At 37.7% G+C, this 14,869-nt stretch carries 13 protein-coding genes and 1 riboswitch; of the genes, 5 read left to right on the forward strand and 8 right to left on the reverse strand.

The features are described 5' to 3' along the window. Positions 1 to 53: 53 nt before the first annotated feature. Positions 54 to 1,502 carry an LPXTG cell wall anchor domain-containing protein gene (locus tag IGJ00_RS07780; protein ID WP_438844293.1) on the reverse strand — a complete coding sequence of 483 codons (1,449 nt, stop codon included), beginning with the start codon at positions 1,500 to 1,502 and terminating at the stop codon, positions 54 to 56. Positions 1,503 to 1,631: 129 nt separating this feature from the next. Here IGJ00_RS07780 and IGJ00_RS07785 point away from each other — a divergent pair, with 129 nt between their 5' ends. The 4 genes from IGJ00_RS07785 (at position 1,632) to IGJ00_RS07800 (ending at position 5,575) form a co-directional block, all read left to right on the forward strand. Then, complete coding sequence (locus IGJ00_RS07785; RefSeq protein ID WP_086334699.1) at positions 1,632 to 3,164, forward strand: helix-turn-helix domain-containing protein; 1,533 nt, start codon at positions 1,632 to 1,634, stop codon at positions 3,162 to 3,164. 136 nt (positions 3,165 to 3,300) lie between these two features. Then, positions 3,301 to 3,651 carry a DUF2200 domain-containing protein gene (locus IGJ00_RS07790; protein WP_071867413.1) on the forward strand — a complete coding sequence of 117 codons (351 nt, stop codon included), beginning with the start codon at positions 3,301 to 3,303 and terminating at the stop codon, positions 3,649 to 3,651. Between the two features lie 69 nt (positions 3,652 to 3,720). After that, positions 3,721 to 4,248 (forward strand): DUF308 domain-containing protein, encoded by a 528-nt coding sequence (locus tag IGJ00_RS07795; RefSeq protein WP_074799062.1) that lies wholly within the window; start codon positions 3,721 to 3,723, stop codon positions 4,246 to 4,248. 175 nt (positions 4,249 to 4,423) lie between these two features. Continuing rightward, positions 4,424 to 5,575 (forward strand): cation:proton antiporter, encoded by a 1,152-nt coding sequence (locus IGJ00_RS07800; protein ID WP_010735399.1) that lies wholly within the window; start codon positions 4,424 to 4,426, stop codon positions 5,573 to 5,575. A gap of 68 nt (positions 5,576 to 5,643) precedes the next feature. On the opposite strand, the gene IGJ00_RS07805 is transcribed toward IGJ00_RS07800, so the two are convergent. The 6 genes from IGJ00_RS07805 to IGJ00_RS07830 form a co-directional block, all read right to left on the reverse strand. After that, positions 5,644 to 5,928, reverse strand: coding sequence for a hypothetical protein (locus IGJ00_RS07805; protein ID WP_086334700.1), 285 nt, complete (start codon positions 5,926 to 5,928; stop codon positions 5,644 to 5,646). 102 nt (positions 5,929 to 6,030) lie between these two features. Next, the gene (gene pbp4 / locus IGJ00_RS07810) at positions 6,031 to 8,064 is read right to left on the reverse strand and encodes a penicillin-binding protein PBP4(5) (protein ID WP_438844294.1); all 2,034 of its coding nucleotides are present in this window, start codon (positions 8,062 to 8,064) and stop codon (positions 6,031 to 6,033) included. A gap of 311 nt (positions 8,065 to 8,375) precedes the next feature. Further along, positions 8,376 to 9,257 carry an LCP family protein gene (locus IGJ00_RS07815; RefSeq protein ID WP_142433005.1) on the reverse strand — a complete coding sequence of 294 codons (882 nt, stop codon included), beginning with the start codon at positions 9,255 to 9,257 and terminating at the stop codon, positions 8,376 to 8,378. A gap of 63 nt (positions 9,258 to 9,320) precedes the next feature. Continuing rightward, positions 9,321 to 9,476 (reverse strand): hypothetical protein, encoded by a 156-nt coding sequence (locus IGJ00_RS07820; RefSeq protein WP_157811373.1) that lies wholly within the window; start codon positions 9,474 to 9,476, stop codon positions 9,321 to 9,323. Between the two features lie 100 nt (positions 9,477 to 9,576). Further along, a riboswitch (M-box (ykoK) riboswitch) is annotated at positions 9,577 to 9,743 on the reverse strand. A 162-nt stretch (positions 9,744 to 9,905) separates the two neighbouring features. After that, entirely contained in the window at positions 9,906 to 10,520 is a 615-nt protein-coding gene (locus IGJ00_RS07825) for a flavin reductase family protein (RefSeq protein WP_142433004.1), read from the reverse strand. Between the two features lie 149 nt (positions 10,521 to 10,669). After that, positions 10,670 to 12,013, reverse strand: coding sequence for a lytic polysaccharide monooxygenase (locus IGJ00_RS07830; RefSeq protein ID WP_438844295.1), 1,344 nt, complete (start codon positions 12,011 to 12,013; stop codon positions 10,670 to 10,672). A gap of 439 nt (positions 12,014 to 12,452) precedes the next feature. Between IGJ00_RS07830 and IGJ00_RS07835 the strand changes: the two genes are divergently transcribed. Further along, the gene (locus tag IGJ00_RS07835) at positions 12,453 to 13,220 is read left to right on the forward strand and encodes an ankyrin repeat domain-containing protein (RefSeq protein ID WP_074799072.1); all 768 of its coding nucleotides are present in this window, start codon (positions 12,453 to 12,455) and stop codon (positions 13,218 to 13,220) included. A gap of 76 nt (positions 13,221 to 13,296) precedes the next feature. On the opposite strand, the gene IGJ00_RS07840 is transcribed toward IGJ00_RS07835, so the two are convergent. Continuing rightward, positions 13,297 to 14,850, reverse strand: coding sequence for a bifunctional metallophosphatase/5'-nucleotidase (locus IGJ00_RS07840; RefSeq protein WP_086334702.1), 1,554 nt, complete (start codon positions 14,848 to 14,850; stop codon positions 13,297 to 13,299). Positions 14,851 to 14,869: the final 19 nt, after the last annotated feature.

Raw genomic sequence — 14,869 nt, forward strand, 5'->3', positions numbered from 1 at the left:
CAAAAACGCCTTGAAACATTCCGTTTCAAGGCGTTTTTTACCTATTACAATCATTAATTGATTTTTCTAAAAGTAACCATGCTCATTCCTGTGATCAGTAGACCAAACATCCATGTAAAGAAGCGATTGTGCTCTCCCGTTTTAGGTAATTGCTTCGTTGTTTCCTCTGTTGATGTTGCAGAATTCTTATCATTAGCTACTTGATTTAATGAGTGAGCTATTTTTGTCACTGGCAGAATTTCTTTCGCACTTTCAGACGATTTTTTATTTACCAGTACATCTGTCGTACCAACAGATGGAATTGATTGTTTTCGAATTTGAGACAATGGTTTTACTTGCTCAGGTATTGTGATCGTTGGATTGCTGCCTTCAGGGTGGATTTGTGGTTTAATCACTTCTTCACCACCATGTCCACCATTTCCATCTTCCTCGTTATCTCCTTCATAGTTTCCATTGTTCCCCTCTGGTTTATCCGGTTTTGCATCTGGATTCTCATCCGGATTATCTGGTGTCACGTCTGGGTTTTCATCCGGATTATCCGGTGTCACATCGGGATTTTCGTCTGGATTATCTGGTGTTACATCAGGATTTTCATCTGGATTATCCGGTGTCACATCGGGATTTTCGTCTGGGTTATCTGGTGTTACATCAGGATTTCCATCTGGATTATCCGGTGTCACATCGGGATTTTCGTCTGGATTATCCGGTGTAACGTCTGGATTTTCGTCTGGGTTATCTGGTGTCACATCGGGATTTTCGTCTGGGTTATCTGGTGTAACGTCTGGATTTTCGTCTGGGTTATCTGGTGTTACATCTGGGTTTTCATCTGGATTATCCGGTGTTACATCGGGATTTTCGTCTGGGTTATCCGGTGTAACGTCTGGATTTTCGTCTGGGTTATCCGGTGTAACGTCTGGATTTTCGTCTGGGTTATCTGGTGTTACATCTGGGTTTTCATCTGGATTATCTGGTTTAGGATTTGGATTAGGATCTGGATCAGTCACGCCACCTGTTCCTCCCGCTTTTTGTTCAACTGTTTGACGTTGACTATATGGTGTCAAGTGATGTCTATCTCCAGGTTGACCATCTGCCACTTTTACAGAGAATAAAGCAGGTCTACTGATCGGTTGTGTTAATGTAATATTAAACGTAAAAGTTGCTAGTTTATTATTGAATACAAGTGAAGCTGGATCATGTTCGATCTTTAAGGCTGGATCAACGTTTTCAAATCGGACAACAGACTGTAAAATCGGTTGGATATCCCCTGAATAAGTCACCAGTGCCTTCACCGTGATCGTCTCTCCTAGTTTAAGTCTCATAATACCAGAGTTTGCTGAAACATGTTCTTCTAAAAATTTGATTTGATTCACATTTGCCCAGACGGAATGAGAAGCTAGTTGAGCAACATCATTGCTAGGTTGTTCATCTGTCTGTGCAGCTTCGACTGGTACAGAAACACTACTCAGTAAAACTGAAGCAAAGAGAAGACTTAAATATTTCATGAGAATTCCTCCTATTTAATATCATTATCATGTTAAACATAAGATAATATAGATTGATACGGAAGATTTACTGTTTTTTTGTTGAAAATAAAGAAATTTTCAGTAAAATTTTCAACCGGAGGAATTTCAATGCAAACACAAGAAGCAATCAAAAAGTTTTTATTAAAGAAGAAAAATGTAACAAAGCTTGAGATTTTTCTTTTTTTAACAGAGCATCAGTTCTTTATCACCACGCACTATCTAGCGGACCATTTTAAGATGTCTGATTCAAATTTTCTTTTATATCTTCATGAAATCGAACAGGACTTCCATGCTTTGGGCATAAATAATCTTGAAGTAGTGAAAAACAAAAAGTTTGTCAAAATTTCTTTGAACGATGCTGACGTTGCGAAGTGTTATTATGAATTATTTGGTAAATATTGTTTTGAATCAACTAATTTTCAAATCATCGCTGCCTTACTTCGACAAAAAGTCAACTCAATGGTCACGATCAGCCAAATGACAAATTACAGTCCTTCATATCTCTATTCTAAAATGAAAGCAATCAACCAATTTTTAGCTTTATATGGAATCTCCTTCAAGTTTTCAAGTAAAGGAAAAAAAATAATCACTGGTAGTGAAGTTCAAATCCAATATTGTTTTCTAGATGTTTATTGGACTATTTTTGCTAATACGTCCCTTCCCTATCACAAGGAAGAGCCAAAAAAAATCGATTACACACTCCATGTCTTCTTCAAGAAAGAGTTATTGGATGGGATGAATGGTGGCGTCTTGGATAAGTTGTATCTTCTCTTAAAACTTTGCCAGGACAATTTTCCTATGACTTCTTTAGAAAATGTTCAAAAAGAATTAAGTCAGTTTAAGTATATTGATCTTTTGATTGAACCTGATGTGGATATTTTAAATCCTGATTTACCGATTTGTCGGGAACAACGAATCATACTCAATTTATTAGCACGCCTAACGATTTCTCAATTGGATAGTGAAGAGCAAAGTTTGACGCACTATCAAAGACTGTTAGCGATCGATTTTCCTTATTTGATTTATTCCAAGAAATTAGTTGAAGCATTCAGTCAGCGTTTCGCTTTAGAGCTACCTGAAAAACAAAAAAAGTTATATGCACTGTCCTTTACGATCAATAAACTTCACAATACCTTTTTGGATAGCGAACAGCCAAATACGCCTTTACCGACTTTCTTACTTTATAAAGATCAGAAAAACTATGAACACTTAAAAACAGTCGTAGCTGAATTTTATGAGAATTTCCGGCAAGAAAATTGGCATTACTTACCAGATTTTCTAGAAAAAGAAAATATTTCATGGGTAATCGAAGAATTACTCCATTTCTACGACCGTTTCAAAAAGCAACCACCGATCATCATCGGTGTGAATCATACGAAAGACTTTTATATCAGTAAAGATTTAATTGTTAAAATCGAACAAATTTTTTCAAAAGAGGCAATAGTCATCCAACGTTACTATATGGAACAATGCGATATCGTCATTAGTGATTGCCCGCTAAACCAGCTACCTGAGAGTATCAAAAAAATTTATTTGTTAAACGGCATCGTTCGTCCAGATGATTGGAAAAAGATGATTGCTCAGTTAGCTACCTTTATTTTTGAGATCAAACAAGAACGTGACTACGCTGATTTTGATTGATCTTCACAGATACAATTAGTATCATGTAGCATTCTTACTATCTATCCCCTTGTTCACTGAACTTTCATGAGACTTGACACTATAGCTATTCTTTTTGAACAGTTCATTATATAATAATGGAAAAAGGAGCTTCTTTATGACTGAACATCGAATTTTTACTATGCCTTTTTCTTCTGTCTATCCTCTTTATCTAAAAAAAGCAGAACGAAAAAATCGTACAAAAGAGGAAGTTAACCAAATCATTTATTGGTTGACCGGCTATGAACAAACTAAATTAGAAGAACAGATCAAACTGGAAAAGGACTTCAAAACTTTCTTTGCTGAGGCACCGAGATTGAATCCTGACCGAAAATTGATCACTGGCGTCATTTGTGGTGTTAGAGTAGAAAATATTGAAGAGCCATTGATGCAAGAAATTCGTTATTTGGATAAGTTGATCGATGAGTTAGCCAAAGGAAAGAAAATGGAAAAAATCCTTAGAAAATAATGGAATTACTAGTTATTAGTTGGTTTATACATCAATAACCGTTAAAATAAAAAAAAGGAGGTTATAATAATGTATGAACTTATTCGAAGTAATTTTCAAAGACATGCTATTTTACGAGCAGCTATTTATATCATTGCTGGTATCGCCATAGTCATCAACCCAACTGCCGTATTTAATTTTGTCGGCTATCTTATCACAGCTTATTTTGTTTTATTAGGACTGATCAATTTATTTGAAGCCTATAAAAACAAGCAAAAAACAGGTGTTTGGGGATTTGGACTTTTCAGTGCAATTGCTTTTCTGATTTTCGGACTGATCGTGTTCTTATTTGCTTCAGCAATCGTTTCGATCTTGCCAATTCTTTTAGGCTTGATGATTTTAGCAAATGGCGCATTTCAATTGTTCATCAGTTTGAATACAAAATCAAAAGGATGGTCATTATACAGCGTGATTTTACTGATTGGCGGATTGATTTTACTGTTTAATCCATTCCAAAGCTTAATGGTGCTTTTCCAAATCTTTGGCGGTATCTTGATCTTTATGGGGATTTCTGAAATCATCAACTACTTTAAAGTAAGAAATATGTATGTTAATTGATTAGTTATTTAAATTCGAGGTTGGGCTTAATTGCCTGGCCTTTTTTGTTGTACGTTTTCATAAACCCACACAATGGACGATACTACATAAATAACGTTATTTATGTTATCCTGTTTAGGAGGTCATTTGACACGAATAAAATAAATTCTTTTTTGAGAAAGGAAGGATGAAAAGAATGGAATTTATAGGTATTCTCTGTTTGATCTTGCTAGCGACAACCATTGGCTCTCACCTTTCAAGGAGGTTTGGTGTACCTGCGGTGATTGGTCAACTACTCGTTGGCGTCTTGCTTGGTGGTGCCGGCCTGGGATGGGTGCATCCTAATATTCTCGTCCACGATTTTTCAGAAATTGGTGTCATTTTATTGATGTTTTTAGCTGGACTGGAAAGCGATCTTTCTCTTTTGAAAAAATACTTTCGTCCAGGAATGTTCGTTGCTTTATTAGGGATCATACTCCCCGTATTATTTGGTTGGTTGACAGGTGAAATTTTCCAAGTGACTAGGAATGAAGCTATCTTCTTTGGAATCATCCTCGCAGCAACTTCTGTAAGTATCTCTGTTGAGGTATTGAAAGAACTTCATGTAGTCAATACAAAAGAAGGTTCGACTATCTTAGGCGCTTCAGTAGTTGATGACATTCTTGTCGTATTGGTGTTAAGTTTCAGCTTATCATTTTTGACGGGAGAATCTGGCAGCAGCCTCCCTTTACCGCTTCTTTTATTGGAGCAAGTGATTTACTTTATTTTCATATTTTTATTAGTCAAATGGATTGCCCCATTTTTGATGTCACTAGCTGGAAAAATCTATGCCAACTCTGCAATCATCATTGTTTCATTGGTTTTATGTCTAGGTATGTCCTACATTGCTGATTTGATTGGACTAAGTTCAGTCATTGGTGCATTTTTTGCAGGGATCGCGGTAAGTCAAACATCGGTCAAAGAAGAAGTGTATCATAATGTCGAGGCATTAGGTTATGCCGTATTTATCCCAGTCTTTTTTGTCAGTGTTGGACTAGAAGTCGATTTCTCTAACTTTGGAGAACAATTGATTTTTATCTTGATCCTAACAACTGTTGCAGTCTTGACTAAACTTGGTGGTGGTTATCTAGGTGCAAAAGTAGCCGGCTTTTCAACGAATAGTGCCTTTATGGTAGGAGCTGGTATGATCTCACGTGGTGAAATGGCGCTGATCATCTTGCAAATTGGACAACAAAGTCAATTGATTGAAGCAAAATATTATTCTCCACTTGTGATCGTGATCTTATTAAGTACCTTGATCTCTCCATTGATTCTTAAATATTTTACAAGAAAAGTGTATCATGGGTGATTCGTTCTCAGATAAATAGAGCCTTTCTACTAGATTTCTCGAATCTAATAGAAAGGCTCTATTTTTGATCAAATAATATGCTCTTTGCTCTCGTTCCATAACTCTTCTGGCGAGTAATAATCATTTTCATTCAGAACAAGAGTGCCATCTGGTTGAATTTCAATAGTCGATCCTACCCAGGTTGTTTGTGAAGCCAATAAACTATTCTTTCTTTTGCCATTTTTCATCGAAAAAGCTTCTGCATGTTCTTTTGCTAAATGTGATTTTAAATATCTCGTTTCCCCATTATCAAATTTAATCTTCAACATGCTTGCAGCCATTTCCGCTTTTACTGCTTTTGGAACATCAGTCATCTTATCTCCTCCTCTTGTTATTTACACTCGTTTCTATAGACTAGTGTATCACTGCAAGAGAGAAAAAACTAATTATTTTGTATCCGATTTCAAACTCTGTATTTATTGGTAAGTTTGATTCAAATACTGCAATAAAGCAGGCGCTCGATTAGTAGCAGAATCGCCTTCTTCTCTGTTTTCTAACATGCTGATCACTAAGTAGCCATTTGTTTCAGGATTGATTGCATACAGGAAACTGTTTTCTTGTCCTTTTTCATCCTGCTTTTCTTTGATTTCAGCTGTTCCTGTTTTTGCGGCAAGCGGAATGCCTAGAGCAGCTAAAGAGTGTGCAGTTCCATTAGGGTCTTGGACGACATCGATTAGATCTGGCAAAATCGTTTGAACACTCGATTCACTAATCACATTTTTCTTATCTTTTGTTTCCTGATCCATGACTAATCGTGGATAAACTAAACTGCCATTATTTGCAAAAACACTATACATCGCAGCTTGTTGGATCGGGTTGATCAACAATTGTCCCTGACCATAGCCAGTATCTGCCAACAGAATCTCCGAATTGAATGAGTCTTCATTTGAGATTTGCGCAGGATCCATTTGGATCGGTAAATCTAGCTCTTCACCGAAAATGAATTGATTCAGTCCTTTTCTAAAGGCTTCTTCCCCCATTTTCAATGTTTCTTGTGCCATATAGATATTATCAGAATAAACTAAAGCATTTTTCAAGTTCACTTGTGGTACATCACTGACACGTGTCACTTGGTAAGAACCCCAAGAGCTATCTTTTTGCCACTTCAATCCATTGATCGTTAATATTTCATCTGGATTCAATGTCCCATTATCTAAGCCGATGGCTGCGGTGATCATTTTAAATGTTGAACCCGGAGCATAACCTGTTGCAAAACGGCTAATAAACGGACGATTGGGATCTTCTTCATAAGCTTTGTAATCGTCCTGTGAAATACCATTCGTCATTTTATTTGGATCATAGCTAGGTGAACTGACAAGTGCCAACAAATCTCCAGTTTTAGGGGCTGTCGCCACAGTAGAACCTGGTTTTCCATCTAGACTGTCGAATGCCGTTTTTTGTGCATTGGCATCGATCGTCAACTGGATATCCTGTCCATTTTTCACTTCATGTTGGAGTAAGACAGCTTTTTCATTTCCTTCTTCATCTGTCACACTTAACTTTCCACCGTTCGTTCCTCTTAATTCTTTGTCGTAGGCCATCTCTAAACCCGAACGCCCGATTTTTCCTGTGCTACTCAACTCAGGATTTTTCTCAATATCTTCTGCGGTGATATCTCCTACGTAGCCAATCAATTGAGCAGCGGCTTCTCCTAGTGGATAATAACGACCGGCAACTTCTTGGATCGTTGCTCCACTTGGAAGTTCTGGTGTTTCCCCTTCAATGATCTTTAAAGGAACAAAGTAATCGGGTTGGACCCAAGCTTGAGAAATCGCCTGTTCAATACTGGCTTCAGTCAAATCGAAGGCTTCAGCGATTGCTTTGATATTTGTTGTTTTTTCCTCACCCTCACCTAATTTTGCAGGTACGACACCTAATTGTTTTAATTTTCCGGTCGTGGCTAAGGGCTGTTTATTGCGGTCCAAGATTTCACCGCGAGACGCTATGTCTGTGCTTAAGCTGACTTTATCTTGCCCTTCCATTTGCGGAAAAATCAAATTTGGTTGCCAATTGATTTTGGTTTGATCTCCTTCTTGCGACAAAGTTCCTTCGTATGCTAAGTCTTTCAATTCACCTAGCGTTGTATTCATTTTAGCTTTATACGTAAACTCATACGTATCATTCTCTTTTTTCGTCACGGATAAGTTTGAGAGTTTGATCCCTCTGATTTCTGCTGCACCATAAATATTTTGATATTTCTCTAAAATATCTTGTTCAGTAAGATTACTACCGTTTTCTACTTGAAGTGATTTCACCGCTTCTTCATAATTTTCCTGGTTCAGAGAGTCGATAAATCCTTCAATCGTTTTTTCTCCAGCTTTTACCGCTTGTTGTTCCTGGACGTGTTGATAATAAAAGAAGCCACCACCAGCTGCTGCAAGCAAGACGACGATTCCCGCTCCAATATAGATGCCGGTCGATTTTTTCTTTTGTCTGTCACTCCTCTTCATGTTTTGAATACCTCTCTTTATTAAAAGTACGAATCAAAGATATTCTAACACATGGAAGGGGAAATAGAATAGCAGCCCAAATGATTCTTAATCAGTACTGTTCTTATATTAACTTTATTTTAATCAAAAATAGAGAGTGGGACATTTGCCCTCTCGCATTTGATAAAATCGAATAAACGGTGGGGACAGATGTAACTTCATAGGAAATAAGGCACCATCCATAAAAATTTGAGGAACAATTTTCGTGGATGGTGCCTTATTTATTGAGGCTAAACACTTATGCCTCGATCTCTATCAATATAGTCATTTAGTTATTTATCTAAAAACTCGTGTATCGCTTGTTGATTTTTAGTTAAGTCGATTTCCAAGACACTACCAGCTGGTGTATTATCATTGAAGTCCCAACTTTTATCAACGGGCACGGATAGTGTATCGATTTTCTTCTCGTCATTTAGGAAATCTAACCCACAATCTAACAGAACACTTTCCGGTAGATTTGTTTGGATACTACCTAAAAGTTTACCGATCGCCTTAGGTAATTTGATGATCGATGTGACATCTTTCAATTGACTGGCTACCGCCTCAACAACTTGTTGTTGTCTACGGATACGTCCAAAATCACCTTCTTCATCTTCACGAAAACGAGCATATTGTAGCAAGGTATTTCCGTCCATCGTTTGCTTTCCTTTTTTGATAGCTACCCCATCTAAATCTAAATCTTTTTCTGCATCGATCGTTACGCCATCTGGAAACAATTCATCGATACAATCAATAAAATCTTGAAACGTAATACTTGCATAATAAGGGGTCTCCAACTTGAAATTTTCTTGTAAGGTTTGGTTCAATAAGTCGATACCACCATAAGAATAGGCAGCGTTGATCTTATTCATTCCATAACTAGGAATAGAGACGTAAGAATCTCTCATGATAGAAATCAATTTGGCTTGTTTGGTCTTTTGATCATATTGGGCGACCATCAAAGAATCTGAACGGCCATTTTCTTCTTTTGATCGTGCATCAGAACCTATCAATGCCACATTGATGATCGATGGGACATCTTGTGCATTGACTTTCTCAACTGTTGCAGATTGTTTCACTGATGAGAACCCTTGAATAAATTCAAAAGAAAAAAAGCCAATGACCATTGCAAGTACTAACAAGATACTTAATACGATTTTTTGAAATGGTTTCATTCAGTTGACCCTTCCTTTCAAACTCTTCTACTTGAAACGTGTAGCTTTGTCTATTATGATGAGTCAAGTAAAGAGTTTATTCTCTTTCATGTCTTTCGGTCGATTGAGCTGCAACTCGTCGACCTTTTTTGTTTGTCTATCTGGTTTATTTCGTGCAGCATTCTTTGTAGTGATATGAATACCTCTGTTGATAAAATCAAATAGCTTGTTCCAGCGCATCCCCTTTCTTCTCCAGACACAAGTTAGGCAAGGCGAGCAAAAAAGGGAAGGAAAGCATAAGAAAAGGTCAGAAACCTTTTCGAACAAGATTTCTGACCTAGCATCATCTCATCGTCCGAGTTTTAGCACTATACAACGTAAAGAACGTATTCTTAGCTATTGGAAAAAGCCTTAATCCGACAATTCCTGTTTGACCCATTGGCGTCTTTCGACGTTTCTGGGCAATAGCCTATGTTTGTATAGGAGCCTCACCTAACAAGGTTAGTACTTATTTGATTTTCACAAAATTTATCATATTCCTCTTCGCATCGATAATCAATAAAATAAAGAATAAAATAACTAAATTAAACTTTATTTAATAAATATGAGGATATCATTTGATCCATAAATCATTTTTACGTTAGAAAAAACTGCGTTATCGACGTACATTTATTCCGGACGTAACAAGCGAATGATCTCACCTAACTTGCCGTAGTCGTTTCCTGCTAAGCGGCTGATTGGTTGTAACTGTTTCGGATCAATATAGCCTGTTTGTTCATCATAAACAGCTTCACTTATTTGATAAGTAGAAATTTGCAGTAAAAATAAATCAGCGGTCGTTTCTTGTTTTTTTTTGATCGGCACGTGTTGGTATAGTGTCGTTTCAAAGGCAATACTTGCTTCATTGATCCTTGGGACGCTGATAGTATCTGATTCGGAAGTAGTGAAAGAAGTCAACGTCAATTCACTTTCTTCGCTCGATAAGCTAGCAGCTGTCTGATTAGCATCTACCAGAATTCTTTCGTCTAGAACATGGATCACTGCTTCTTTTGTATCGATAAGATGTTTTGCCGTATCTTTCCACTCCCCATTTTTTCTTTGGATAGCTAAAGAAAGAATCGGTGGATTTGAACTAACAATATTGAAGTAACTAAATGGTGCTACATTGGTCACTCCTTGTGAAGATTTTGTTGCAACCACTGCCACCGGACGAGGGATAACTGAACCGATCAATAGTTTATAATTTTCTCTTTCTGTTAAGTCTGAAGGTACTCGTTTGAACATTTCTTTTCCTACTTTCTGGTTGAATGACCATTTCTGATGATAATCATGGTATCGAACAATCTAAAGCATTGTCAACTAAACGTTCTTACTACTAGCTTTTTTGATACAAAAACACCCAGTGCAGTTAGATGCACTGAGTGTGAATTTGATTATTTCAAGCGGAATAATGTCGGCGCTTGATTTGGAGACCATGTTACATCACCAAAGTTAAAATGTGTTACAAGGGTTGTGTATACTCGTCCTTGGAAGCTTACTTCTTCGTTTGCAGTATAAAGTTCCGGTGAAGACATAGAACCTAATCTCCATTCACGGACACCTTCGATTGTTTCATCTTGTTTCGTTGTCACTAATAGAGTGTTACTTGCGTCTGAAACTTCGTCTGTAGTACTGATTGCACGTACCACGTATGAATAGGTTGTACCAGAAGCTAAGTTCTTATCTGTGTAACTCGTAGATGGTGTTGAAGCCACTAACTGACCATTACGATAAATATCATATTGTTTGATTCCTTGTGTATGTGTTGAAGCTCCCCACATCAATGATACGCTTGAAGTCGTTTCACCCATTGAATGTAAGTTTTTAGGAGCAGTTGGTTTTTCTTCCGCAGTTGTCGCTCTAGTTGTTACTGAAATCGTTGTTTTGTCAGATGTCAATCCAGTTTGGCTAACTGCTTCGATCTCATAGTTGTAGGTTGTTTCTTCATTTAGTCCTGCATCTTTAAATTCTGGATCATTTGTATTGCCAACTAATTCACCGTCACGGTAAACGTTATATGATACAGTATTTGCTTGTCCATTCCATGCTAATTCTACAGAAGAAGCAGTCACATTTTCAGCACGTACATTTTGAGGAGCCTGAGGTTTCACAGGAATAGCTGAATCACCTTTTACATCCACGTCAATCACGTTATAGAATGCATTAGCTGTGTCCGCTACATCCCAAACAGCTAAAATCACATGGTAACCTAAACGATCACTTGGTACGTTGATTGCGTGTGGTGTCGTTGATGCTGGTGTTCCATTATGGTTGATTGTACCGATCAATTCAAAATCAGAACGTTCCAATTTATCATTTGGGTTCCAGTCAGCTTTCGTCATATAATAATGCCATTTTGTCGTCGCATGTCCGACAGTATAGCGCCATGTAAATAAATTCGCACCTTGGTTGATTCCTTGTTTTGTCCATAAAGTTGAGGTTTGTTGATCAAGATTGAAATCACCAAGCGAACCACCTGCTGATGCAATTTGTCCATCGGCTGGTCCAGCTTGTGGGTATCCTTTTAATGCTTCTAAAGATTGAGGTTCGTTGATAACAGCCCCATATTTTTGAAAAGCAGCAGTCCAGTTTGAATTTCTGTCTAAATGTCCTTGATACCCACGACTGATAGGAGACTGTACATATCCATGTGCAGATGCTTCATTCCCACCAATTGCTAAGCTTGCTCCAAATAAAATACTTGAGCATAAAATGGTTCCTAAAATTTGTTTTTTCATGTTTCCCTCCATAATTAACGATTAATATAGATAACTCCAGATTTTTCAAAAAAATTCTATTATGTATTTGCTTTTGTTATCTTAAATTAAGAATAACAGACAGATATGATTAAATCTAACCGGTTATTACCGCAAGCAAGGTAATAATAAATTACAAAAAAAATGTTAAAACACCGTACAAAATGTTGTATAAACAAGATTTTATGGACGTATTTTAGTAATAGATATTCCAAAAAAATATTACTTGTTTCTATTCTTAATTTTTTTATTATAAATTAACAAAGTTTGAATGATTCAATTTTCGTTATTTCTTATTTGTAAAAAAAACTATAACTCTAGCTATAATAACATCTATCCCCTTGCTCTTTTGCTGGTGTAAGTTCATTCATTTGCGGTATCAATTGCTTCATCATATGATGATACAAAGGGGGGTGTATGTATGAGCGCTTGGCTGATCTTACCCTTTGCAGTTTTACTGTTTTCATTAACGAGTTGTGAAGAGCCACAGCAGATGACCGTTCCTGATCAAACGAAAAGGACCACTTCTACTATCGAGCAAACAACCACTGAACAAACCGATCATTTAATTGAAGAAACGGAGGAATCGCTTATGAGTTACCCATCTGGCAGTTTATTAGCCGCAGTTGAAGACAACGATCGAAAGAAAGTTGAGGATATTCTAAAAACAGAGTATTCAATCGATGAACAAAATGACAAAGGTGAGACACCTTTACTGATTGCCACCCATCATGATTTTGTTGAAATCGCCAAACTTCTGATCGATCATGGTGCGTCGATCGACATCCAGGATACGATCCAAGACAGCCCTTACCTTTACGCTGCCGCACAAGGAAAAACAGAGATTCTATCTTATATGTTGGAACATCGTGAACCAAATCAAGCAATTGTCAATCGTTTTGGCGGTAATGCCTTGATTCCAGCAGCTGAAAAAGGCCATTTAGATAATGTGAAACTTCTATTAACCGACGCACGTGTGGACATCGACCATCAAAATAATTATGGTTATACCGCGTTGATTGAAGCAGTTGCTTTACGAGATGGGTCTGAAATCTATCAACAAATCGTTAAAGAACTGTTGAATCATGGCGCAAACAAAACATTACGTGACAATCAAGGGAAAACTGCGGAAGATTATGCTAGAGAACTGGGATATACTAAAATATTGGCACAACTAACTCAATCATAAAATAAATATAAGCGCTGAAAAATCTCCCTAAAATGCGATGTACACGCATTCGAGGGAGATTTTCATGCTAATATTTTTATTTGCCGATCACGTTGAAATTATGATTCACTTTTGCATCAATCACTTTTTTTCGTTTGAGATAGTCGGCAATCAATTCGGTCATGTCGATTGGACATTCTTTTACGATCTTCTCCGCTGAAAACATCTTATAATTACCACCACCTACTGCTCGATATTGATTGATCACCACTTCTAGTGATTTATCTAAGGGAATTGGCTCTCCTGCTTTTTCAAAGCGTGTCACACGATGACCGATTGGTTGATTTAAATCAATCGTGTAATTTATACCTTCATACATATCATAGTTATAATATTGAGGCTTGGACTGGATATACTTTGGGTCAAACGTAATTCCTTCATCGGTTGCCATTAAGTAACCAGCTGTTTGTTCGAGCGCTGCTTTCAGTTCTTGTCCAGTCACACGTACAACAGCCAGAGTATTCGGGTAAATATAATTCGTAAGAATATGACGCATGCTGACAGATTGTGGGAATCCCGTCACTTCATTATTGAATAAGGCTGTTCCTGAAATCTCTGCTCCAGTTGCATCCATCTGTATTCGATTGATCAGTTCAATATATGGATGCTCATTGACTCTTGCTGCCATAGGATCAACAATCCGTAGATTGCCCAGCACTTCTCCCACTGGTTGGTCTAGCCACATATCTAATGCTTTAGAAACCGGTTCAATTTGTTTAAGGATTATAGGATCTGGAGAAGCCTCTTTCGTTGGATAAAGTTTACACGAGTGATCCAAGACGACAAACTTGTTGTCTTGTTTTTTGACAGTTAGTTGGATTGCTCCTACAAAAGCCCCACGATACCCTGGCTGGATCACAGGTACACCATTGACGATTTCAGCAAGCTCACGATGTTGATGCCCTGTGACTAACGCATCGATCCCAGGCACTTCTTGTAACAACCGACTGGCTTCATTTTCACCGGTCAATGCTTCAGTCGGCTCGTTTGTTGTTAAATCTCTTTCAAAACCGCCATGGTATGCGACGACGACTAAGTCTGCTAACTCACGTAATAAAGGTACGTATTTTTTGGCGGTTTCAACAGCCGACACAAAATGAAGATCCTTGATTGTTCCAGGGTTTTCCCAGTTGGGGATATACTGAGTCACGAGTCCCAAAACAGCCACTTTGATCCCTTGTTTCTCAATGATCTGATACGGAGGTAAAACCGATTCCTGTTGATTCTTCCTCAACATATTGGCTACGACTATTGGGAAATCATAGGATTGGATTGCTTCATTCAAATAGGACCAGCCATAATTGAATTCATGATTGCCTAACACACCAACATCATAGTTCATGCTGTTTAGAAGCTTCGTTAACGTCGAGACAGAATACTCCGATTGTTTTGCAACAAAATAACTAAGTGGCGAACCTTGGATAAAGTCACCGTTCTCAATCATGAATACCGGACCGCTTACTGCCTGTCTTAATTCCTTCAGTTTTCCGGCTACTTTCGCCACGCCAAATGGTTGTTCTAAGTCACTGGCATAATTCGTCGGCAGAATGTAACCGTGCATGTCACTTGTTGCAAGGATTGTCACTTCCATTATCTCATCCTCTCAGTCG

The sequence above is a fragment of the Enterococcus sp. AZ062 genome (assembly GCF_051715065.1).
GTDB lineage: Bacteria > Bacillota > Bacilli > Lactobacillales > Enterococcaceae > Enterococcus_B > Enterococcus_B mundtii.

Excerpts from the sequence above, each read along its gene's own strand:
- IGJ00_RS07840 (WP_086334702.1), bottom strand. The coding sequence starts at position 14,850 with ATGGAAGTGACAATCCTTGCAACAAGTGACATGCACGGTTACATTCTG.
- IGJ00_RS07780 (WP_438844293.1), bottom strand. The coding sequence starts at position 1,502 with ATGAAATATTTAAGTCTTCTCTTTGCTTCAGTTTTACTGAGTAGTGTT.
- IGJ00_RS07820 (WP_157811373.1), bottom strand. The coding sequence starts at position 9,476 with ATGCGCTGGAACAAGCTATTTGATTTTATCAACAGAGGTATTCATATC.
- IGJ00_RS07825 (WP_142433004.1), bottom strand. The coding sequence starts at position 10,520 with ATGTTCAAACGAGTACCTTCAGACTTAACAGAAAGAGAAAATTATAAA.
- pbp4 (WP_438844294.1), bottom strand. The coding sequence starts at position 8,064 with ATGAAGAGGAGTGACAGACAAAAGAAAAAATCGACCGGCATCTATATT.
- IGJ00_RS07800 (WP_010735399.1), top strand. The coding sequence starts at position 4,424 with ATGGAATTTATAGGTATTCTCTGTTTGATCTTGCTAGCGACAACCATT.
- IGJ00_RS07795 (WP_074799062.1), top strand. The coding sequence starts at position 3,721 with ATGTATGAACTTATTCGAAGTAATTTTCAAAGACATGCTATTTTACGA.
- IGJ00_RS07815 (WP_142433005.1), bottom strand. The coding sequence starts at position 9,257 with ATGAAACCATTTCAAAAAATCGTATTAAGTATCTTGTTAGTACTTGCA.
- IGJ00_RS07805 (WP_086334700.1), bottom strand. The coding sequence starts at position 5,928 with ATGACTGATGTTCCAAAAGCAGTAAAAGCGGAAATGGCTGCAAGCATG.
- IGJ00_RS07785 (WP_086334699.1), top strand. The coding sequence starts at position 1,632 with ATGCAAACACAAGAAGCAATCAAAAAGTTTTTATTAAAGAAGAAAAAT.
- IGJ00_RS07790 (WP_071867413.1), top strand. The coding sequence starts at position 3,301 with ATGACTGAACATCGAATTTTTACTATGCCTTTTTCTTCTGTCTATCCT.
- IGJ00_RS07835 (WP_074799072.1), top strand. The coding sequence starts at position 12,453 with ATGAGCGCTTGGCTGATCTTACCCTTTGCAGTTTTACTGTTTTCATTA.
- IGJ00_RS07830 (WP_438844295.1), bottom strand. The coding sequence starts at position 12,013 with ATGAAAAAACAAATTTTAGGAACCATTTTATGCTCAAGTATTTTATTT.